The 21197-nt window shown below is 50.7% G+C and carries 21 protein-coding genes and 2 pseudogenes; 14 read left to right on the top strand and 9 right to left on the bottom strand.

What is annotated here, in order from left to right:
* The first annotated feature begins 72 nt into the window (after positions 1-72).
* Positions 73-828: pseudogene (locus MTP38_RS05145) on the top strand (DUF5986 family protein).
* Between the two features lie 29 nt (positions 829-857).
* The gene (locus tag MTP38_RS05150; protein WP_249234463.1) at positions 858-2000 is read left to right on the top strand and encodes a helix-turn-helix domain-containing protein; all 1143 of its coding nucleotides are present in this window, start codon (positions 858-860) and stop codon (positions 1998-2000) included.
* A 164-nt stretch (positions 2001-2164) separates the two neighbouring features.
* On the opposite strand, the gene MTP38_RS05155 is transcribed toward MTP38_RS05150, so the two are convergent.
* The 9 genes from MTP38_RS05155 to MTP38_RS05190 form a co-directional block, all read right to left on the bottom strand.
* Positions 2165-3715 (bottom strand): recombinase family protein, encoded by a 1551-nt coding sequence (locus MTP38_RS05155; RefSeq protein ID WP_249234464.1) that lies wholly within the window; start codon positions 3713-3715, stop codon positions 2165-2167.
* Entirely contained in the window at positions 3645-3917 is a 273-nt protein-coding gene (locus MTP38_RS05160; protein ID WP_249234465.1) for a hypothetical protein, read from the bottom strand. The genes MTP38_RS05155 and MTP38_RS05160 overlap by 71 nt, the downstream gene beginning before the upstream one ends.
* A gap of 389 nt (positions 3918-4306) precedes the next feature.
* Entirely contained in the window at positions 4307-4684 is a 378-nt protein-coding gene (locus MTP38_RS05165) for a hypothetical protein (protein ID WP_243130225.1), read from the bottom strand.
* Positions 4685-4822: 138 nt separating this feature from the next.
* The gene (locus MTP38_RS05170; protein ID WP_207685135.1) at positions 4823-5758 is read right to left on the bottom strand and encodes a hypothetical protein; all 936 of its coding nucleotides are present in this window, start codon (positions 5756-5758) and stop codon (positions 4823-4825) included.
* A 12-nt stretch (positions 5759-5770) separates the two neighbouring features.
* Complete coding sequence (locus MTP38_RS05175; protein ID WP_249234466.1) at positions 5771-7306, bottom strand: relaxase/mobilization nuclease domain-containing protein; 1536 nt, start codon at positions 7304-7306, stop codon at positions 5771-5773.
* A complete protein-coding gene (locus MTP38_RS05180; RefSeq protein WP_249234467.1) occupies positions 7278-7712 on the bottom strand; it encodes a plasmid mobilization protein in 435 nt (144 codons plus the stop codon). Before MTP38_RS05180 ends, MTP38_RS05175 begins: the two co-directional genes overlap by 29 nt.
* Before the next feature lie 1091 nt (positions 7713-8803).
* Positions 8804-9763: a phosphotransferase enzyme family protein gene (locus tag MTP38_RS05185; protein WP_442900554.1), complete on the bottom strand. Its 960-nt coding sequence runs from the start codon at positions 9761-9763 to the stop codon at positions 8804-8806.
* Positions 9764-9790: 27 nt separating this feature from the next.
* Entirely contained in the window at positions 9791-9916 is a 126-nt protein-coding gene (locus tag MTP38_RS13705; protein WP_442900556.1) for a hypothetical protein, read from the bottom strand.
* A gap of 16 nt (positions 9917-9932) precedes the next feature.
* The gene (locus MTP38_RS05190) at positions 9933-10799 is read right to left on the bottom strand and encodes a helix-turn-helix domain-containing protein (RefSeq protein ID WP_249234468.1); all 867 of its coding nucleotides are present in this window, start codon (positions 10797-10799) and stop codon (positions 9933-9935) included.
* A 417-nt stretch (positions 10800-11216) separates the two neighbouring features.
* Between MTP38_RS05190 and MTP38_RS05195 the strand changes: the two genes are divergently transcribed.
* From MTP38_RS05195 to MTP38_RS05245, 12 genes and pseudogenes are all read left to right on the top strand, one after another.
* Positions 11217-12587: a carbohydrate ABC transporter substrate-binding protein gene (locus MTP38_RS05195; RefSeq protein WP_249234469.1), complete on the top strand. Its 1371-nt coding sequence runs from the start codon at positions 11217-11219 to the stop codon at positions 12585-12587.
* A gap of 87 nt (positions 12588-12674) precedes the next feature.
* Positions 12675-13559 (top strand): carbohydrate ABC transporter permease, encoded by an 885-nt coding sequence (locus MTP38_RS05200; protein WP_158396889.1) that lies wholly within the window; start codon positions 12675-12677, stop codon positions 13557-13559.
* A gap of 12 nt (positions 13560-13571) precedes the next feature.
* Positions 13572-14468: a carbohydrate ABC transporter permease gene (locus MTP38_RS05205; RefSeq protein ID WP_158396891.1), complete on the top strand. Its 897-nt coding sequence runs from the start codon at positions 13572-13574 to the stop codon at positions 14466-14468.
* An 11-nt stretch (positions 14469-14479) separates the two neighbouring features.
* Complete coding sequence (locus MTP38_RS05210; RefSeq protein WP_149794688.1) at positions 14480-14671, top strand: DUF6903 family protein; 192 nt, start codon at positions 14480-14482, stop codon at positions 14669-14671.
* A 29-nt stretch (positions 14672-14700) separates the two neighbouring features.
* A complete protein-coding gene (gene gnpA, locus MTP38_RS05215; protein ID WP_249234470.1) occupies positions 14701-16860 on the top strand; it encodes a 1,3-beta-galactosyl-N-acetylhexosamine phosphorylase in 2160 nt (719 codons plus the stop codon).
* A 149-nt stretch (positions 16861-17009) separates the two neighbouring features.
* Positions 17010-17144, top strand: a pseudogene (locus MTP38_RS13710) (type I restriction enzyme endonuclease domain-containing protein); the annotation flags it as partial.
* Between the two features lie 120 nt (positions 17145-17264).
* Positions 17265-17393: a hypothetical protein gene (locus MTP38_RS13635; RefSeq protein WP_256466386.1), complete on the top strand. Its 129-nt coding sequence runs from the start codon at positions 17265-17267 to the stop codon at positions 17391-17393.
* On the top strand, positions 17381-17920 hold the full coding sequence (locus MTP38_RS05225) for a transcriptional regulator (RefSeq protein WP_249234662.1): 540 nt from the start codon (positions 17381-17383) through the stop codon (positions 17918-17920). Before MTP38_RS13635 ends, MTP38_RS05225 begins: the two co-directional genes overlap by 13 nt.
* 18 nt (positions 17921-17938) lie before the next feature.
* Positions 17939-19231, top strand: coding sequence for a recombinase family protein (locus MTP38_RS05230; protein WP_249234471.1), 1293 nt, complete (start codon positions 17939-17941; stop codon positions 19229-19231).
* Positions 19232-19426: 195 nt separating this feature from the next.
* Positions 19427-20029: a Type 1 glutamine amidotransferase-like domain-containing protein gene (locus tag MTP38_RS05235; protein ID WP_015563755.1), complete on the top strand. Its 603-nt coding sequence runs from the start codon at positions 19427-19429 to the stop codon at positions 20027-20029.
* Positions 20030-20105: 76 nt separating this feature from the next.
* A complete protein-coding gene (locus MTP38_RS05240; RefSeq protein ID WP_249234472.1) occupies positions 20106-20546 on the top strand; it encodes a PPC domain-containing DNA-binding protein in 441 nt (146 codons plus the stop codon).
* Positions 20547-20626: 80 nt separating this feature from the next.
* Positions 20627-21097, top strand: coding sequence for a GNAT family N-acetyltransferase (locus MTP38_RS05245; protein WP_249234473.1), 471 nt, complete (start codon positions 20627-20629; stop codon positions 21095-21097).
* Positions 21098-21197 lie beyond the last annotated feature (100 nt).

The following is a 21197-nucleotide window of genomic DNA, read 5'->3' on the forward strand; positions in this document are numbered from 1 at the left end:
CCTATAATGCTATACAGATAGCATATGCGGCCGTATAAACTCGATCTGATTAAATTATGGAGGATATTTTACATGAAAAGAATTCCAGCATACTTGACAGATGAAGAAATCGCACGTAAAATTACAGAATGCGTGTCAAGTGCGACAGGAAATGATAGTCAAGAGCATAATAGAAAAATCCGGACGCATAATAGATCTCCGTCGGCTGTATGGGATTTTATTAATACGGCGTTATGTAAGGCTTTCTATAATGAAGAATGCCAGGCGTATGTTGTTGCACGTTGACCATGGGAAATGGCTGTTATATACTGCAAAAAGAATGGCTGCCTTTATACTATTATGAGAGAAAAGCGTTTTGCAGAACTGCAAAGAACGCAGGCAAGAAGAAACCAATCGCATTATCTTGACCTTTTGGCAGGTATTATAAACGCTGACTTAAGAGATGATGATTTTAATCAGATGTCGATGCTCCCTGAAAAACCTTCTGATCAAGAGGCGATGAAGCAGCAACTTTTGAAATTGCTGTATACTCTGGTAGATAGTCTTGACGAACTGAAAAGACACGTTTTGATACTGTTCAATGCAAACTATGAAACTGGGTTAACGGCAATTCGTGCAGTAACGGTAAATCGGATGCTCACTGTCATAGAGCAGGCTAATTGGAGCAGATACATCGATTTGAATAATGTAGCTGTGGTTGAAACGGTAGACGAAGAAAATAGCAACTTTGATACACCTGATATGGGTATAAAGCTGACTAAGAAAGCTGAGCAGCGTAAGAAAAAGGTTGCTGGACTTAAAAAGTGGGATGAAAGCGCAGAAGGCTAATTATAGGAGAAAGAGAGGGCTCGATTGCCATGCAGGGCAATTTGAATGGAGAACGCCTAAAGAAGGCAAGAATATATAGAGGATTTTCCGTTAGTGAACTAGCTGAAAAATCAGGATGTAGTCGGCAGAGCATTTATATGTATGAAAGAGAAAAAACAAAACGTGTGGACCTGAATGCGATTGAAGCTCTTGCAAGGACATTGGATTTTCCCGAACGCTTTTTCTGCGAGTCTGATATGAAAGCGGAAATTGGATCGACATATTTCCGTGCATTATTAACCACTAGTTCTAGATACAGAGAAGCTCAAACACAAAAGATGGAGTTTTTAGCCGATATTTTTGTATTTCTACAGGAATATCTAGAATTTCCACATCGCACAATACCAGATTGCTCTGGACAGACACCGGAAGAAGCAGCCGCAACCCTACGTCGAGAATGGCACCTTGGAACTCGCCCGATAGAAAATATCGTTGCGCTGGTAGAGTCAAATGGAATTATTGTAACGAAGTTTCCAGTTGAAACGAATGACATAGATGCGTTTAGTCAGTTGGTTAGAATTGGAGACGAAGATATATATTTAATCGGCTATTCAGAAAACAAAACGGCAGCTTCACGCGTTCATTTTGATATTGCTCACGAACTTGGACATATTTGCTTGCATGGTTGGAGTGAGGATATCGAAAAAATTGATCGAGATGAATTCAAAGAACGTGAAAAGGAGGCAAACGAATTTGCTGCAGCATTTTTATTACCTAGAGAAGGTTTTGCTAAAGATGTAGCAGTCAATCCCAAATCAATTCCAGCATATACAGAGTTAAAACGTAAATGGAAGGTTTCTATTCAAGCTATGGCACGGAGATCTTTTTCATTGGGTCTTATTACGATGGAAGAGTACCAAGAAATAATACGAACAATGCAGAGAAGAGGTATACGCAAACAAGAACCATTAGATAATATTTTAGTAACAGCAAGTCCAACACTTTTGAAGACTGCTGTTATGATGCTATTGACCGAGAATGTGTTCACCCCTCAAGAGTTTATGGATGAACTTTCGTACAATTATAATTTGAGCTTATATCCAAAAGAAGTCGAATCTTTATTAGATTTGCCGAATGGAACATTAGAAAAGCCGAAAACAGTTTATTTGAGCAATTTGAAACTAAAAGAATAAGTAATCAAATAGATTGAAAGCAACAAAAACAGGGTGCGCCCTGCGGACGCACCCTGCAAAAATCCACACACGATAAGTAAGGCAGGGAGTTCCCCAGAGCAGAGTTCCCATAAAACAGTATTTGCAAAAGTTCCCTAAATGGGGAAGATTTGGCGTGACTTCGGTCACGCCTTTTCTTTTGCTTCCAGTTCATCCAGAGGGATGTACCCCAGCCCGTCGTACTTGATATGGATGTGCTGCACCCGCTTTCCGCTGGACTTATCCGGGGCATCTACATAGATAGCCGACACCAGTTCACGGAGAGCATAGGGAGTGAGTTCTTCAATATGAACGTACTTGTGCGCTTTCTGGACGAATTTTTCAATATTCTCGATTTGCTGTTCCTGTACTTCGATTTCCTGTTGGATAGAGAGGGATTCCTCTTCCAGCTGCTTCTGTTCGGCATCGTAGCTCTGGCTCATCATGTCGAAGCGGTCATCGCTCAGCTTTCCATTGGCGTTGTCCTCGTAGATTTTCATGAACAGCCGTTTGAGGTCTGCGATCCGCTTCTCATTCCGGGCAAGCTGCTTCTTCAGGACGGTCAGCTTTTCGCTGCTTTCCACACGAAGCTGCTCCTCCATGACCTTGCGGAAGTAGTTTTCATGACGGAGAATGTAGTCCGTCACCCGCTGAACATGACTCAGCACACGTCCTTCCAGAACCTTTACCCGGATGAAATGTCCCTTGCACTTGCTCCCGTTCTTCTTGTGCAGAGAGCAATCAAAGAAGTCTTGACTGAAGTCCCTGTTATTGGACGAACCATATTGCATCTTGGAACCGCAGTCAGCGCAGTAGACCATACCGGAGAAAATGCTGCTCTTGCCTGTTCGGGTCATACGGTGACGCTGGCTGCGAATCTCCTGAACCTTTTCAAACACATCATCGTCAATAATGCGCTCATGTGTATCCGGGAAGATAGCCTGATTTTCCACAGGATTCAGATGTCTCTTTTTATCCCAGATAGAGTTAGTATAGGTCTTGAAGTTGACTGTGCAGCCAGTGTACTCCCGGCGTTCCAGAATCAAACTTACTGCTCTTTTATCCCAGCGATAAGGGTCTTCCGGGGCGGGTGAGTTCGTACTCAGGCCATGGCTCAACTTATAGGCGGTGGGAGTCAGAACTTTGTCCACCCACAGTTGGTTTGCAATTTGGGTCGGGCCACGGCCTTCCATGCACATGGAGAAGATGCGCTTCACGATTGCAGCCGCTTCCGGGTCAACAAGCCAATGCTTCGGGTTCTCCGGGTCTTTTACATAGCCGTACGGAACATTAACCGTCAGCGGTACTCCACGCTCTCCCTTGGCCTTCTGAACGGCCCGAATCTTGCGGCTGGTATCGCGGGCGTAAAACTCGTTGAACCAGTTCTTAATGCCCGCAAAATCGTTGTTTACGCTGTTCGGGTCAATGGTGTCGTAGTTGTCGTTAATGGCGATGTAGCGAACGCCATACTGGGGAAAGGTGAAGTTGGTGTACAGACCAGTCAAGGCAGAATTGCGCCCCAGTCGGGACAAATCCTTCGTGATAACGATTCCTACACGCCCTGCTTCGATCTCGACCAGCATACTCTGAAAGCCGGGACGGTCATAGTTCGTGCCGGAGTAGCCATCATCCACAAAGAACACCGGGTTCGGGAAGTGGTTCTTTTTGGCGTATGATAAATTTATAACATTCTCCATCTTTCATGGAAATTGCTGCAACAGGAACGACCATCTGACTCCATGAAAGCTCCCTTATCTCGTTCATGGGCAATACAAGGTTGCGATACAGTGGACTGACTGTGAGCTTTTGAGTTGAATATGTAATGCTCTGTTCATCAATGTACAAACCACCGCCAATGATTCCATTACGGCATAAGCTACACACAAAAGTTTTTCCCATAATATTACCGCCTCCTATTAGTTGATGGTTGGTTAAGTTGAGTATATCATATTGATTTCCAGAAGAACACCCCTATATAGGAGATTTTAGCCGTTTTACTGCGTACGTGCGTACGAGAGATTGGTACGCACGTACGCAGCGATTTGCCCGAAGCGCACCCTATATAGCCGTTTCCCCCTCGGAGAGCCCACTACACTTTGCAGACCGCAGGGCTGAAAGCGTCATAATGGGTTATTACACTTCCGCAGAAGTGCCTTTTCCTCGCCGCAGACAGCCCGGTGCACCTTTGTGAGAGCTTTCTGTCCGGCGAATCCACATCGCCCACAGGCGATGTGAGCAGGGATTCCAAAGGGGCGCAGCACCCTTGGCACACGACTTTGGTACAAAGTCTAGTGTGTTACACCTTTCCAGAGATGTACACGTTCCTGAAATGCAAAAAGCCCCATACCCAACACCTTAACGGTGCGGACATGGGACTTGATGCTTCCTCGGCCTAGCCGGGTACTCCGTAACCAATCCTGACAGGCAGTTGCCGTGTCATTTTTCGAAAACTGTTTTACGGATACCCAGCAGTCGGGAACGCTCTGTTTTTCTTTGCTAGGGGTATGATGAGCCTGTTCCGCCTGCCATGCGGCAAACTCTCGTTGGCCTTCCTCGCTGTTCCAGCAGGCAAGGATGGCCGGGTAGAATGCCCGTGCCAGACGGTCGATGACTTCATCGGGATAAGGGGAAATGTTTGTGGACTTTTTCTTTTTGTTCAAACGCACGCTCCTTTGATCGTCCCACCGTGGCAAAGCCGGGCGAGAAAATCAAAGTTCCAATTTCATATCAGGCGCAAGGGCGCGGATAGTTTCCGCCCTGCACTTGCGGCTGGTGGCTCGTTGATGGCTTACAAGTGCCTGTCGTTATGCCGTTTTAGAGGATTCACCGCTGGATTCTGCAAGAACTTCGTCCAGCGTTTTCAAAAATTCAAGGTGAGGTTTCAAGGCAAAGCGAAGAACTTTGACCTGTTCCGGATGCGTAAGAAGTTTCGGGTTCAAGTCGAACGTAACTTCCCAACTCTTTCGCATGAGAGATTCAGCATTGTGGAGCCGATAGTACAGTTCGAGAAACTTTTGGGGAACATCATAGTTTTCATCAATGGTGTTGCTGGCGGCTTTTTCTGCCTGCTTCACCGTTACTTTGTTGGGCTTGACTTTCTTCGGCTTCGGCACATAATTCTTGATTTCTTTAAAGATTTCAGCCTGCTCTTCGGGCTTGGCCTTGCCGAGATTTTCGAGAAGATAATCGGGAATGTGCAGTTCCTCGCGGAAGAACCGATCACGGAAACCGGGAGACAGTTCATCCGCAACGTCAACGCCGTGGGCATAGTATTCTGCTCGGCGGACTGAACTTGCGCTGCTGTGATTTTCCTGTGCAATGCGCTCACAGGTTTTCATGGGCTTCTGGTTGTGTTCAGATTGAACACTGCCAGATTTCTTTGCAGTATGCTGATTGCCGCGAAATGCTTCGGTGCGCTTTTCAGAGGAATACTGCTTACCCATAAGGAACTTCTTCTGCTCCGGGGTCAGATTACGCCGCCCTAACTGATTCTTGCAGATCCATGCGAGGACTTCTTCTCTGCTTTCAAACGGGAGCGGCATGGTAGAGAAAGAGATTTCGGGATGCTCCTGAACGATTTCATAACGATTGTGGCCGTCAACAAGGGTGTTGTTCCACACGATCAAAGGAGAGAGCAACTTGCCCTCTTTGAGGATGTTTTCTTCAAGCTGCTTAAATTCATCATCGGTCAGAGGGGGAATCTGGGACTGAAACTCCGGGTCGATTTTCAAGTTGATCATTCGCACACTCCTTTATCTCTCCTGCTGCGCCGGTTCTTCCTCCCGGAAAAAGGACGCAACATTCTGCTTTGCGGTTTTCAGTTTGAGCAGTTCTTCTTTCGCTTCTTTGTACTGCTCGTAGAACTTCGCTTTTTCGGATGCCAGCTGCGCATACTCGGCTTCCAGCTTTTTCGGGCTGGGCAGCTTGGTGATGTCGTTTGCCTTGAAATAGTCTGCTGCCGCCCGGTACGCTGTCAGCTCTGCACGATGCTGTTCCTCAAAGGCTACGGGTCGCTTGGCAGTATTGAACTGCTGTACGATACCCTTGGTGCTGGCATAGACTGCGACATGATAGCGCAGCTCTTTGTTGAATTTCATGCGACCTTCGAGGTCTTTCACCACCGCCAGCGAGTCGTGATACTTGGTTTCCAGTTCGGCGATGCGCTGATTCAGGGCGTCCTCGTCGGTCAAGCCCTTTTCCTGCAGAAGCTGCACGGTCTGTGCCATAACTTTGAGATTGTGTTTCGTGAGCCAACGCTTATAGCCAATGCCCTTGCCTTCGGTCATCCTCGACTGGATGTCGATCAGTTTCCCGATGGTATCCTGCTTGAACTGCGCCTTGGGTTTGTGCTCTGCGTTTGCGGTCAGGGTGGCAAGCACTGCCGCCTTATCGAACTTGTCACCGAGCTTTTTTGCCCGGATGAACTTCGTTCTGCCAGAGGGCAGATAGCTGAGCTGTCCACGGCTTTCCTTGACGGTGATGCCGTACTGCTGCATGAGCTTGTCAGAGAAATCTTCAAAGCTCGTTGTGCGGTACAACACCGAAGAAATCTGTTTCCGCAAAGTGTCCTTTACGGTTTCAAACTTCTTCTGCCGGGGCTGCTGTCCGGCTACGGTAAGGGCTGCGTTTGCAAGGTCGAGCTTCTGCTGACCACGCCTGCGCGCCCAATACTCCGCTTCGCTCACGCGCTCTTTCGAGCCGTTGAGCAGATCGATCTGGTACAGTCCGGCACCCTCGCACAGCTCCATGACCTCGACACGCAAGTGCCGCATGGTCTGGGCTGTGCTGGAGTGCTTCATGCCCTCTAGCCAGTCGCGGGGCTTCTGCATATAGGGCTTGCGCTCCACCTCTCGTGTTCGGATGCTGCCGATCACGATGTGGACGTGGATATTTCCCGAATGGTTGTGCCCATCGGGGTGAGTGCAGACGATGGTGGGATGACCGGGGAAGTTTTCAGAACAGAATTCCAGACCAAGGGCCTGTGCCTTTTCCATGGTCAGTCCGTTGTCGGCTGCATCTCTGGGGTCAAAGCTGATGATATACTGGTGACTCTTGATATCACCATGCTGGGTATTCTTACCATACTTGCGGTTTGCCAGCAGACAAGCTGTTGCAAACGAGAAATCGCCACACTCAAGGGTGTCGAGCAGGTACGAATCCCGCAGCTTCGGCTTGCTCTGTTCATCCAGAAGTTGCTTCCCGGTGAACGTATCGTGCTGGTAAACGAGGTACGCTTCGATGGCGGTGTAGTCCGAGTTTTTAGAGGCGATATGCTTGAGCGTTGCCATACAGTTCACCCAGAACTTTCTCGGCGTGCAGCCGGAATGCGGTCAGGTCTGCAAGTTCGTCAAGGAGTTTCGCCCGGATCTGCTCGGTGTCTGCACCGCCGGAATTGAAGTGCCTTGCAAGCTGGTTGAGATTGCTGCCCATCTTGCTGCACTGGGCAAGCAGGGTGGAAACAGCGGTCAGGGTTTCTTCGCTGCCGCCTGCAACGATGACCGTTTTCTCGATCTTGACGTTGTGGATGGCGCGGCGGATGAAGGTGGAGAGGGAGAGATTCAGGAGTTTGCAAGTGAGTTCCAGTGACGCTTTTTCCTCCGCTGCCACACGGAACTTGATGACGTGCGTTTTGCTGTTCGGCGTGTCGTGGTGCTGGGAATTGCTAGGGGTCGATTGAACATTCGTTTTGGTCATTGTACCTCCTGTCTGTTCGATAACTCCTCGGTGAAGTTATGTAAGCACGACACGCCGTTCCATTCGTGCCGCAAGGCACGAATGATGAGCAGGGTTTGGGGCAGGCACGCCCCAACAAGATCACTTCGGAAATGCAGACGCATTGCAGAAGTGAAGTCCCGGTGGAGCACAACATTTTCAAGAATTGAAAATTTGTGGCCACGGGACGGTTCTTGCCCTCTACCGCTGCGCTCGAAACGTATTTTTAACAAATGTTTCCGAATTGTTAAGGCGCAAAAATAAGTAGAAGTTGTGCTGCTCATGTAATGGGGTCGCCGTTTGCTCCGAACGCAGTTCCTGCCCCTGTTTTGCAGCGGCGTTGTCCGGCTCGTTCACAGAAAGTGTGAGGTCATGGCGCAGTATCTCGTTCAGACGGCTTATGAAGGATTCAAGGTACAGTATGAAGAAAGCCGGGCGCAGTGCGGACACTACAACCTGCTTCTTTCAAACGCAAGAATAACACTTTGGGGTTGTACGGTCAACAACTAAAAACAAATTTTTAAAGATTTAACAACTACATAAGATTTTATTTGTGAAAAAGAAAAATACCGCCCACGCAGCGCAGCGATGATTTTGTCGGGTGAAACGGCGGCAAAATAGATCGGGTGTGTTGCGGGGCGGTTGATCTTTTAGGGATGATCCATGGCGAGGCTGTGTTCAAAATGAACACGACCACATCTTGTGGATGGCTTCAAGCCAATCCACAAAAGCAGCGGGATTTGTGACAGAGAATATCACGCATTGAACGGTGCGTCAAGATAATTTGAAAAAAATTATTGCGGCAAAGCGGTGATAGTAGGACTTATAGGAGGCTGTTTGAGCTGTTTTTTCTATTTATAGCTACAATGATAGCCATTGGGGGATTGTGATGGGTCAGGGCTGAAAAGGGCTTTTATAATTTGCTGCAGCGCATCATGTCCTCGACGCTCCCAGCGTCCTCAAAGGACGATTTGATGGGTGTGTAGGGATAAGCTGTAAAAAGAAGCATGGACGCCCCCGAAAAGGAGAGCGTCCATGCTTCTTGCTGTATCCGAATGGAGGAGATTGCGAAATCAGTGATTGTCCGGGCAGACGATTTCCAGCATCTGATCGAAAACCTCTTCCATCTGCCGCACCAGCGTGAACTGGGTGCGGGCGCGGTCGAGGTTGTGATCCGGGCGGGCAATGTGGAAATAATGGTCGCCCTCCAGATAGTCAGTCAGAAAACGGATGCCGCATTCCAGCGTCATGAGCCTTGCACCCCATGCAAGGCTCTTTTTTTCTGCCATGCTCATGGATGCCCCGGCAGTGGAGAGATACCCTTTGGCGAACACTTCGTACAGATGCAGGTCAAAATGGACTTTGCTCTGGTCAGGTTCGTCCTCAGCGCAGTCGTTGGCACCGGTGCGGATGGAATCGCCGAAGTCGTAGGCCGAAAGTCCCGGCATCACGGTGTCGAGGTCAATGACACAGATGCCTTTTCCGGTAGCGGCATCGATGAGGACATTGTTGATCTTGGTGTCATTGTGGGTGACGCGCAGAGGAATTTCGCCAGCTGCCAGCTGATCCAGCAGGACATGGCAGTCCTGCTCCCTCGCATAGATAAATTCGATTTCCGATGTGATATTTTTTGCCCGGCCCAGTGCATCGGCGGCGAGGGCTTTTTCAAAATTGGCATAGCGGTTGGGCGTGTCGTGGAAACGGGCAATGGTCTCGTGGAGGGTGGAGGCCGGGTAATCCGCCAGCTGGTTCTGGAACTTGCCCAGCGTCTCGGCCACGGTGCGGAAGTCGGTTTCGCTGCCGACCTGCTGCAAACAGATGGTATCTTCTACAAAGTCATAGGCACGCCATGCGCCGCCGTCTGCATCCAGATAGTAAGTCGACCCCGACAAAGTTGGGATGACATTCAGCGTTTCCCGTGCTAGGTCGCCGCCCTCGGCAAGAATTTTCGCCCGCAGATGCCGGGTCACGCCGCAGATATTCTCCATCAGGCCCACCGGGTTAGTAAAGGTATCTGTGTTGATGCGCTGCAAAATAAAGCGTTTGGAATGATCTTCCCGCTAGGCCACAAAGGTGTCGTTGATATGCCCCTCACCATAGTGGTTGGCATTGCAGACCACGGGCCCGCCAAAATCAAAAGCATTTGCAGCAGACTGGAGCAGAGAAAGGGTAACGGATTTCATCATAAATTCCTCATTTTCATTATACTTCATGCCGTTTTGACAGGGCAGGGCGTTGTCCCTGCCGCACCTGACGGCGGTATTCATTGGGGGTCAAGCCTTCCGCCTTGCGGAAGCATTGCGAAAAATAGCTGGGAGAGGAAAAACCCATCAACTCGCTGATCTGCGCCAGACTGTAACCGGTGTTGCCCAGCATATACTTGCTTTCCTCAATGCGACGGCGGTTCAGATAGGTGATGGGAGAGATGCCATACTCTTTTTGGAAGGTATGGGCCAGATAGTATTTGTTGATGTGGGCGATTTCAGCAAGGATATCCAGCGAGATATCTTCGCGATAGTTGCTGTCCAGATACCGCTTGATCTCCACACACTCCCGGCTGTCGGAGCGGGGCGTTTCCTCTACCTGCAAAGAAAGCGTGGTACACCGCACCAGCCAGATGAGCAGCACTTCCAGCAGATCCTGACAGACCGTTTCGCAGCCGTCCAGACTGCGGTCTGCTTCGGCCAGCAGCATATGGAGCAGCGTCACCATCCGCTCCCGATTTTCCCGGCAGTTGAATATGGCGTAGGAAGAATCTGATTTTCCAAATAAGATCTCGATGCCAGCAACGCCCAATACAATGTATTCCAGCGGTGAAGCATTCAGGCTCAACTCGGTATGCTCTACCTGCGGATTGACGATAATCATATCATCCGGTTTGACCGGATAAAGCTGACCGCTTAAATAAAACTGACCTTCTCCGCTCAGACAGTAGAACAGCTCTGTGCAGGAATGGGTGTGGGCAGTGCTGTTCCAATCGCCGCCAAATTTGCTTTTGCTGATGTACAGCAACCGGAAGGATTCCCGTGGAGCGGGAGCATGGCGGATATCAAATCGCTCGGTACTCATAAATGGCTCCTTTTGAGGCAAAGCGCAAAAACTATAAAAATAAAAGCAAGATACTAAAAATACAAGCCTAAAAACGATGCGTTTTTTCGTGCGTTTTTTCTCATTATAGAGGCAATGAAGAAAAAATGCAAGCCCTGATTTTTGGACGGGTTCAATACTTTTGCCTTCGATAGCGTGCAAAAATATGTCAAACTGGTTACAGGCGGGGAAAATGCACCAAAACTACAGTACAAATTTTATTGCTTTTGCTGAAAGAAATTTTCGAAAAGCAATATTTCTAAAAAACGAAACAACAAAGACCTTGTTGCAAACCGTGAAAACCTCTATATTGGAAGCAGAAAAAACCACAGCCCCTTCGGACGAAGCCTGTTTGCCCCGGCTGTGTTTTGAACGGAACTTTATGATGGAGGATACACTATGAAACGCATTTCTCGTCGCAATTTTCTGAAAGTGGCTGGCGTGGGTGCCGCTGCACTGAGCCTGGCTGCCTGTGGTGGTGCTGCCAGCTCCACCGCGTCCAGCACGGCATCTTCTGCCGCTACTTCTTCCGCAGTGGCTGCGGACGTCACCATCAAGGTTGCCGCCATCGAGACCGGCTATGGCGCTGAGATGTGGAAGAAGGTCACCGAGGCCTTTACTGCTGAGACCGGCATCAAGGTGGAGCTGACCACCGACAAGAAGCTGGAGGACGTCATCGGCCCCTCCATGCAGGGCGGCGATTACCCCGATGTGATCCATCTGGCCACCGGCCGTGAGGCTGCCCTGACCGAGCAGTTCATCAAGGGCAACCTGATCGCGGACATCACCGATGTTCTGAGCATGACCGTGCCCGGCGAGAGCAAGAAGGTGAGCGAGAAGATCGCCGGCGGCTTTACCGACACCTCCCTGACCAACCCCTACGGCGACGGCAAAACCTATCTGGCTCCCATGTTCTACAGCCCCTGCGGCCTGTTCTACAACGCCGGTTTCCTGAAGGAAAAGGGCTGGGACGTGCCCAAGACCTGGGACGAGATGTGGGCACTGGGCGACAAGGCTGCCGCTGAGGGCACCTACCTGTTCACCTACCCCACCACCGGCTACTTCGACGCCTTCTTCTATGCGCTGATGTACGCCGCAGGTGGCCCCGACTTCTTCAACAAGGCTACCCACTACGAAGAAGGCATCTGGGACACCCCCGAGGCAAAGACCTGCTTTGATATCGTGGCAAAGCTGGCTTCCTACACCAACCCCATCACCCCCGCACAGGCCAACGATCAGGACTTTACCCAGAACCAGCAGCTGGTGCTGGACAACAAGGCCCTGTTCATGCCCAACGGCACCTGGATCGTGGGCGAGATGGCCGAAGCACCCCGTGCAGACGGCTTTGAGTGGGGCATGACCGCTCTGCCCGCTGTCAAGGCCGGCGGCGACAGCTACAGCTACACCTGGTTCGAGCAGGCATGGATCCCGGCGGGTGCTGAGCATCTGGATGCAGCCAAGCAGTTCGTGGCTTACCTGTACAGCGACGAAGCCTGCAAGCTGTTTGCCGAGAGCGGCGCGATCCAGCCTGTGCTGGGCATCGCCGACAGTCTGGAAGGCGACAACAAGATGTTCTACTCCATCTACGACAACGGCGCAAAGGCCGCCATGGGCAACTTTGCAGCCTTTAGTGCCATCCCCGGCGTGGAAGTCCGCACCGTGTTCTTCGATCCTGTCAACTCTCTGGTGTCCGGCAGCATGACCGAGCAGCAGTGGATCGACGGCATCAAGTCCGCCAGCGACCAGATGCGCGCCAACATCATCGAGTAATTAAGCCCTGCCCAGCGGGGGCGGTTTTTACCGCCTCCGCTTTTTTGGGCTGTACAGTACCATCAAGAAAGGAGCGGTCAATCCCCTATGAGAACGGATAAAAGCCGCAAACGGTTCGTATTCCTCTGTGTGGCACCGGCTACCATCCTGTTTTTTCTCTTTATGATCCTGCCCACCCTCAACGTGTTCCGCATGAGTTTGTATGAGCGGGGTGCCTATTCTCCCAACGAGACCTTTGTGGGGCTCAAAAACTTCCAGCATCTGCTGAAAGATACCCAGTTCATCCGCTCGATGCAGAATATGATCCTGCTCGTGGTGGTGGTCACCATCGTCACCTTTGCGTTTGCGCTGGTGTTTGCAGCCATCCTGACCCGCGAAAAGATCAAAGGGCAGAACTTCTTTCGGGTCATCTTCTACATCCCCAACATCCTGTCGGTGGTCGTCATCTCCGGCATCTTCTCTGCCATCTATAAGCCGGAAAACGGCATGCTGAACAGCATCATCGGCCTGTTCCGCAACATGAGCGACCCCATCCTGTGGAAGGGCGAAAAACTGGTCATCCCCTCCATCATCATTGCCATGGTGTGGCAGGCCATCGGCTACTACATGGTCATGTACATGGCCTCCATGTCTGCCGTGCCCATCAGCCTGTACGAGAGCGCCAATCTGGACGGTGCCGGGCGGCTGACCCAGTTCTTCCAGATTACCATCCCCCTCATCTGGACGAATATCCGCACCACCCTCACCTTCTTTATCATCTCCACCATCAACATGGCCTTCCTCTTCGTCAAGGCCATGACAAGCGGCGGCCCCAACGGCGCATCGGATGTGGCGCTGAGCTATATGTACAGCCAGAAGGACGCTGGCCTGTATGGCTATAGTATGGCCATCGGCGTCGTCATTTTCCTGTTCTCGTTTGCGCTGTCCGCCTGTGTCAACAAGGCCACCAGCCGTGACCCGCTGGAATTTTAAGGAGGGAAGAAGATGCAGAATACCACCGAAAAATCTTCCCGCTCTGCGGAAGGTCTGTACAAGTTTTTCATCTATTTTGTGCTGGTTCTGCTGGCCGTGACCATCATCGTGCCGGTGGCATGGGTGTTCATGGCCTCCATCAAGCAGAACGCCGAGTTCTACGGCAACCCCTGGGCACTGCCCGCCGGATTCTACTGGCAGAACTTCGTCAACGCATGGAACGGCGCGAAAATGGGCGAATATATGCTCAACTCGGTCATCGTCACCGCGCTGGCGCTGGCACTGTTGCTGGTCGTTGCCCTGCCCGCCGCCTACTGTCTGTCCCGCTTCCACTTCAAGGGGCGCAAGATACTGAACACCTTGTTCATGGCGGGCCTGTTCATCAACGTGAACTACATCGTGGTGCCCATCTTTTTGATGCTGCGGGACAGCGATGTGTGGCTGAAAGGCCATTTCGGCAGCGGCTTTCTGCTGAACAATCTGGTGGTGCTGGCGGTGGTATACGCCGCCACCGCGCTGCCCTTTACCATCTACCTGCTGTCGGGCTACTTTGCCACCCTGCCCCACGACTTTGAGGAGGCGGCCTACATCGACGGTGCGAGCTATTTCTCCACCATGACCCGCATCATCTTCCCCATGGCAAAGCCGTCCATCATCACCATTATCCTGTTCAACTTCCTGTCCTTCTGGAACGAGTATATCATTTCCATGACCCTCATGAGTTCTACCAGCGCACCCCGCACCCTGCCGGTCGGCCTGCTGAACCTGATGCAGGCCCAGCAGAGTGCGGCGCAGTACGGCACCATGTATGCCGGTTTAGTGCTGGTGATGCTGCCCACCCTGATTTTGTACATCTGCGTGCAGCGGCAGCTGACGCAGGGCATGACCGTGGGCGGTCTGAAAGGGTAAGGTGACAAACGATGAAAGCATTCTGGAAAAACAATCCTGCCCTGCGCATCGTGCTGATGATCGTGCTGTTTGTGCTGTCCATTGCACTGGTGGTCGCAGGCTGGAAAATGACCGGGCAGCTGGCTGGTCTTGGCATTATGCTCTTGGGCGTGGCGTTGCTGCTGGCAGTGCTGGCCATCTACAATGCGACCTATCAGGATTGAGGATAAGAGAGAGGTAAAGGAGAATCCCTATGGATGAAACAAGAAAGTCCGGGCGCGTGACAATCCCCACCGACTTGGACGTGGTGCCCGAAACGCTGGAAATTCTGAAAAAGTGGGGTGCAGACGCCATCCGCGACTGCGACGGCACCGACTTTCCGCAGCAGCTGAAGGATGCCGATGCAAAGATCTACTCCACCTATTATACCACCCGCAAGGACAACGCATGGGCCAAGGCGAACCCGGACGAGGTACAGCAGTGCTACATCATGACCGGCTTCTACACCGCTCCCGGCGACACCGTGACCATCCCGCTGATGAAGGGCATCAGCCCGGAGCTGATGCAGGTGAACACCAACGATGACATCACCCGCTGGTGGGAGGTCATGGACCGAACCACCGGCCAGCCCGTGCCGCCGGAAAAGTGGAGCTATGCGGACGGCAGCGTGACCGTGCAGGCCGTGCCGTTCCATGAATATACGGTCAGCTTTCTGGCCTACCTCATCTGGGACCCGGTGCATATGTACAACGCTACCACCAACGGCTGGACGAACTTTGAGCACCAGATTACTTTTGATGTGCGTCAGCCCAAGACCCACAAGTATTCCATGGAGCGCCTGCGCAAGTTCATCCAGGAGCATCCGTATGTGAACGTCATCCGCTACACCACCTTCTTCCACCAGTTCACCCTGATCTTCGACGAGCTGAAGCGGGAGAAGTTCGTGGACTGGTATGGATACTCTGCTTCGGTCAGCCCTTATATCCTCAACCAGTTTGAGCAGGAAGTGGGCTACAAGTTCCGCCCGGAGTACATCATCGATCAGGGCTACTATAACAACCAGTACCGGGTGCCCAGCAAGGAATTCCGGGATTTTCAGGCCTTCCAGCGCCGCGAGGTGGCAAAGCTTGCCAAGGAGATGGTGGACATCACCCACGAGTGCGGGTGCGAAGCCATGATGTTCCTCGGCGACCACTGGATCGGCACCGAACCTTTCATGCCGGAGTTCAAGACCATCGGACTGGATGCCGTAGTGGGCAGCGTGGGCAACGGCTCCACCCTGCGCCTGATCTCTGACATTGAGGGCGTGAAGTACACCGAGGGCCGTTTCCTGCCCTACTTCTTCCCCGACACCTTCCACGAGGGCGGCGACCCGGTGCGGGAAGCCAAGGAGAACTGGGTTACAGCCCGCCGCGCTATCCTGCGCAAGCCCATCGACCGCATCGGCTATGGCGGCTATCTGAAACTGGCCTTGCAGTTCCCGGAGTTCGTGGATTACGTGGAGAGCGTCTGCAACGAGTTCCGCGAACTGTACGAGAACATCAAGGGCACCACACCCTACTGTGTCAAGCGAGTGGCCGTGCTGAACTGTTGGGGTAAAATGCGGGCTTGGGGCTGTCACATGGTGCATCACGCCCTCTATTACAAGCAGAACTATAGCTATGCCGGTGTCATTGAGATGCTGTCCGGTGCGCCCTTTGATGTGAAGTTCATCAGCTTTGAGGACATCAAGAACGACCCGCATCTGCTGGACTCGTTGGATGTCATTATCAATGTCGGCGATGCCGACACCGCACACACCGGCGGCATCTGGTGGGAAGACCCGGAGATCTCCTCCGCTATCCGCAAGTTCGTCTGGAACGGCGGCGGCTTTATCGGCGTGGGTGAGCCTTCCGGTCACCCGTATCAGGGCCACATTCTCCAGCTTGCCAGCGTGCTGGGCGTGGAGGAAGAAAACGGCTTCACCCTCAACTACGACAAATACAACTGGGAGGAGCACCCCGACCACTTTATCTTGCAGGACGCCGACCAACCCGTGGACTTTGGCGAGGGCAAAAAGAACATCTACGCCCTTGAGGGCACCGAGGTGCTGGTGCAGCGGAACAAGGAAGTACAGATGGCTGCCCACGACTTCGGCAAGGGTCGTGCCGTGTACATCAGCGGTGTGCCTTACAGTTTTGCCAACAGCCGCACCCTTTACCGCGCTATCCTGTGGAGTGCCCACAGCGAGGAGGAACTGCATACATGGTTCAGCTCCAATTATAATGTAGAAGTTCACGCCTACGTCAAGAACGGCAAGTACTGCGTGGTGAACAACACGTACGAGCCGCAGGACACCACCGTTTACACCACAGACGGCAGCAGCTTTGCTCTGCATCTGGATGCCAACGAGATCAAGTGGTATGAGATCTAAGTTCTCCTTTTCATAAACGAACACAACGGGCAGCTCTGTTACCAGAGCTGCCCGTTGTGTTTGCTGTATCTGCCGATAACTCAACCTGTGTCAATCGAACGCTGCAATGGAGATGGCTGGAAACGCAGAAATTCAGTAATGCGAGCGTAATAGACCTGCAGAAAAAAGAAACTGCCCGTGCGAGTATGCGTAAGATGGTGAAACACTTACTGAAAAAATTTAAGTATCCACCGGTGGCATATGATACGGCAATCAGCACGGTCATTAGCCAGTGTGAGATGTGAACTGACAACATGGTAGTATGAATTGTATGAAATGTCGTTGATTTGTGCTTGACAATCGGATTCCTTTTCTGTAAAATGATTTTAGAAAATACTATTATTGAAAATACGAAAGGCTGTTTTATGGGCAAGATGATCTTAGATGACCTCCGCAAGCGTCTGGAACGTCTGGACGAAGACGCAGATCTGATGATCGACAATAACGACCGCTATCAGGAGTATGTGGAGAAGTGGAGACCATGCGAAAGCTGACATTCGAAGGCTTTTTGAAGCAGTATGTGGCAGAGCTTGCCGGGGTACAGACGGCAAGCGTCCATAAGCTGGCGGATTGTCTGAACGAAAATCCCCGCCTGAAAGAACCGCTGTTTCTCTATACGCTGACCTTTGATAAAGTAGAACTGCTGCTCCGCTACACCGCAAACAGCACGATTGCTGCGGAATATGAGCAGCTTTCTAATCTCTATTCGCTGGAGCAAATGCTGGTGCTTCTTGAAAAGCAATCATCAGAACTGCCGGAAGGCTATTTGAAGGTTTGGCGCAGCTATTGTTCGGTGCGGGATGCCGTCCTTGCAGACAATGACACAAAAGAGCTGATCCATCGCCGGGTATTGGAACTTCAGCAGAAAAAGAAATTGACGAATTACCGTCTTTACAAGGACTTGAAGCTGAATCCGGGCAACGTGAACGCATGGCTCAAACACAACGATTCCAGCAAAATAAGCCTTGACTGTGCACGGCAGATTTACAAGTACGCAAAAAGCTACCCGTCTGTTCGATAAGAAAAAGGAAGTGAGTCTATGACCGCCGTAATCTATGCCCGCTATTCATCAGATAACCAGCGTGAAGAATCTATCGAGGGGCAGATTCGGGAATGTACCGCCTATGCGGAAAAGAACGGTGCCCACCTGATTTCCGTTATGAAACCCATTGCCGAGGGTTCACAGGGCATTCTGGCGGAAACGCTGCTGGAAGGCATGGCAGAATACTACTCGGCAGAGCTGTCCGAAAAGGTGATTCGTGGTCAGATCGAAAACGCCCTGAATGGTAAGTGCACTGGTGGTACGGGAACCATCGGCTACAAAATCGACGAGGACAAGTTTTATCATCTTGACCCGCTGACCTCGCCGCTGGTGCTGGAAGCCTTTCAGAGGTATGACAACGGCGATAAAATGGTGGAGATCGTAAACTTCCTCAATGACAAGGGTGTCCGCAATATGTTGGGCGGCAAAATGACCCACAGTAGCGTGAACACCATGCTCAAGAACCGCCGGTACATTGGCGAACTGTCTTTCCGGGATATCGTTGTGCCGGATGCAATTCCGGTTATTGTTCCGAAAGACCTGTTTGACCGGGTGCAGAAGCGTCTGGATAAGAACAAGCGTGCTCCTGCCTGTGGCAAGGCAGACGAGGAATATCTGCTGACCACCAAGCTGCTCTGCGGCAAGTGTGGTGCGCTGATGTTCGGCGAAAGCGGAACCAGTGCCACCGGACGCACCTACTATTATTATAAATGCGCCAACGTCAAGCGCCGCAAGGGCTGCAATAAAAAGACCGTGCAGAAGGACTGGCTGGAAGATCTGGTCGTCCGGGAGACCATGAAGCTGATTCAGGACGATGCGATGATCGACAAGATCGTTCAACTGGTCATGGATGTCCAGAATCAGGAGAACACCACGATCCCGCTGCTGGAAAAGCAACTGCGAGAGGTCAACAAAAAGTTGGACAACCTGATGAAGGCAATCGAGGACGGCTTGTACACCCGGACAACGAAAGAGCGTCTGGAAGCGCTGGAAATCCAGAAAGATGAGCTGACTGTAAAAATCGCAGATGAAAAATTGAAGAAGCCCAGCTTCAATGAGGATTTCATCCGATTCTGGCTGATGAAATTCAGAAAGTTCGATATTTCGCAGAAAAAGCAGCGGAAAGCACTGATTGAAGTTTTTGTAAATGCCATTTTCCTGTACGATGACCGGATGCTGATTACGTTCAACTACAAGGATGGTACCCAAACCGTCCGTTTTGAGGACACTTTGACCGCTGATTCTGCGGAGGAAAAAAGTTCGGATTTGTCCAGCTCTGCTGGACCATAAATCCAACGATTTCACGTTAGAAATCGTTGGATTTTTTTGTTTGTAGGCTGGCCTCATTTGGTTTTGACCACAATTTTGACCCCCGAATCCGGGCAGGGGAGAAATGCTCGTCCGGACAGTTTCTTCTTTACAATGTAGTTCAATGTGGTATACTGAACGCAACAACTCAGAATTTATATATAAAGGAGAATATTGATGAAACTGTTTTTATGTTCGCACTTTTCAAGTGTAGGAAGTCTGATAAAGGAAGAAATTGAAAATAAAAAAGTCGCATTTATTCCAACAGCTTCGCTGCGTGAAGGCTACACCGGTTATGTCGGCTCGGCTCGAAAATTATTCAAAAAGTTGGGAGCAATCGTAACTGAAATTGATATTTCAACGGAGGCTTATTCAACGATACAGTCTGTTTTTGAAGATGCGGATGTGATATATTTTACCGGCGGAAATTCTTTTTTCCTTATAGACCAGCTCCGTAAAACGGGAACGGATGAGCTGTTGAAGAAAGAATTGGCAAAGGGAAAACTGATGATTGGTGAATCGGCAGGTGCGATTATATGCGCTCCAAGCATCCAATATATCGAGCAAATGGATGAAAAGCCGGAGGACTACTCACAAGAAGATGATGCAGGGCTTGATTTGATTGATTTCTATGTTCTTCCGCATTATCTTACAGCACCATTTAAGAAAGTTACCGAGAAAATAATGACTGAGTTTTCGGATTTGAATCTATGCCCAATTAACAACCGTCAGGGAATTGTAATTGATGGTGAAGGTTCAAAGGTTATTTGCAAAGACTAATTTGAAAATTCCAGTTTGCGCACTTGTTCCTGACAAGAGGCAGATCATAAAAATACATAAAAGGAGACGCTTTACGATGGAATACAAACGCTTTGGCAGTAAGATCATTGTCCGCATCGATAAGGACGAGGAGATCCTTGAAAAAGTAAAAGAGCTTGCGCTGAAGGAAAACATCCGCCTCGCCGCCGTTCAGGCACTGGGTGCCACCGACAGCTTTACGGTGGGCGTGTACAATGTGGCGGAAAAGAAATACTACGCCAACACCTTCAGCGGCAGCTTTGAGATCGTTTCTCTGACCGGCACCATCAACACCATGAACGGTGAATTTTACACCCACCTGCACATGAGCGCCGGGAACGACAAGGGCGAGGTGTTCGGCGGACATCTGAACCGGGCAGTGGTCAGCGCCACCTGCGAGATGGTGGTCGATGTTCTGGACGGAACGGTAGACCGTGCGTATGACCCTGTTACCGGGCTGAACCTGTTCCAATTCCAGTCTGATAAAGAGAATGTTTGAGGATAAGCTGCCGGTGGATGCCGACATAGGAACCACCGAGGAAAACGGGCAGCTTTAAAAAAGCTTTGAGGGAAAGTGAAATGAAGATTCGGAAAGCAGAGAAAAAAGATATTCCAAGACTCCTTGCCCTGCTGGGGCAGGTATTGCAGATCCATGCAGAGATCCGCCCGGATATTTTTATTCCCGACACCACCAAATACACCGTCTGTGAACTGGCAGAGCTTCTGAAGCAGGAGGATAAACCCATCTACGTTGCCGTAGACGAGGATGATGTGTGCAGAGGCTATGCCTTCTGTCAGATGCAGGAGCAGCCTTTTTCCACCAACATGGTGCCCTTCAAGTCGTTGTTTATTGATGACCTTTGCGTTGACCGGCAGGCACGGGGGCAGCACATCGGAGAAAGTCTGTTTGAATATGTGAAGCAGCAGGCAAAAGAGCTGGGCTGCTATGAAGTGACCCTGAACGTCTGGGCAGGAAATACCCCGGCAGAGCACTTCTACGAAAAGATGGGTATGAAAACAAAGGAACGGCAGATGGAGTACATCCTGTGAATCGGGTGAGAGCGATGACGCTCCGATCGGGCACTATCGCAAGGCAAGAAATTAGTGCAGCATGAAAACAGCATATTTGCGATATGCAATTCAACGCTGT

The organism is Faecalibacterium sp. I3-3-89 (assembly GCF_023347275.1).
GTDB lineage: Bacteria > Bacillota > Clostridia > Oscillospirales > Ruminococcaceae > Faecalibacterium > Faecalibacterium butyricigenerans.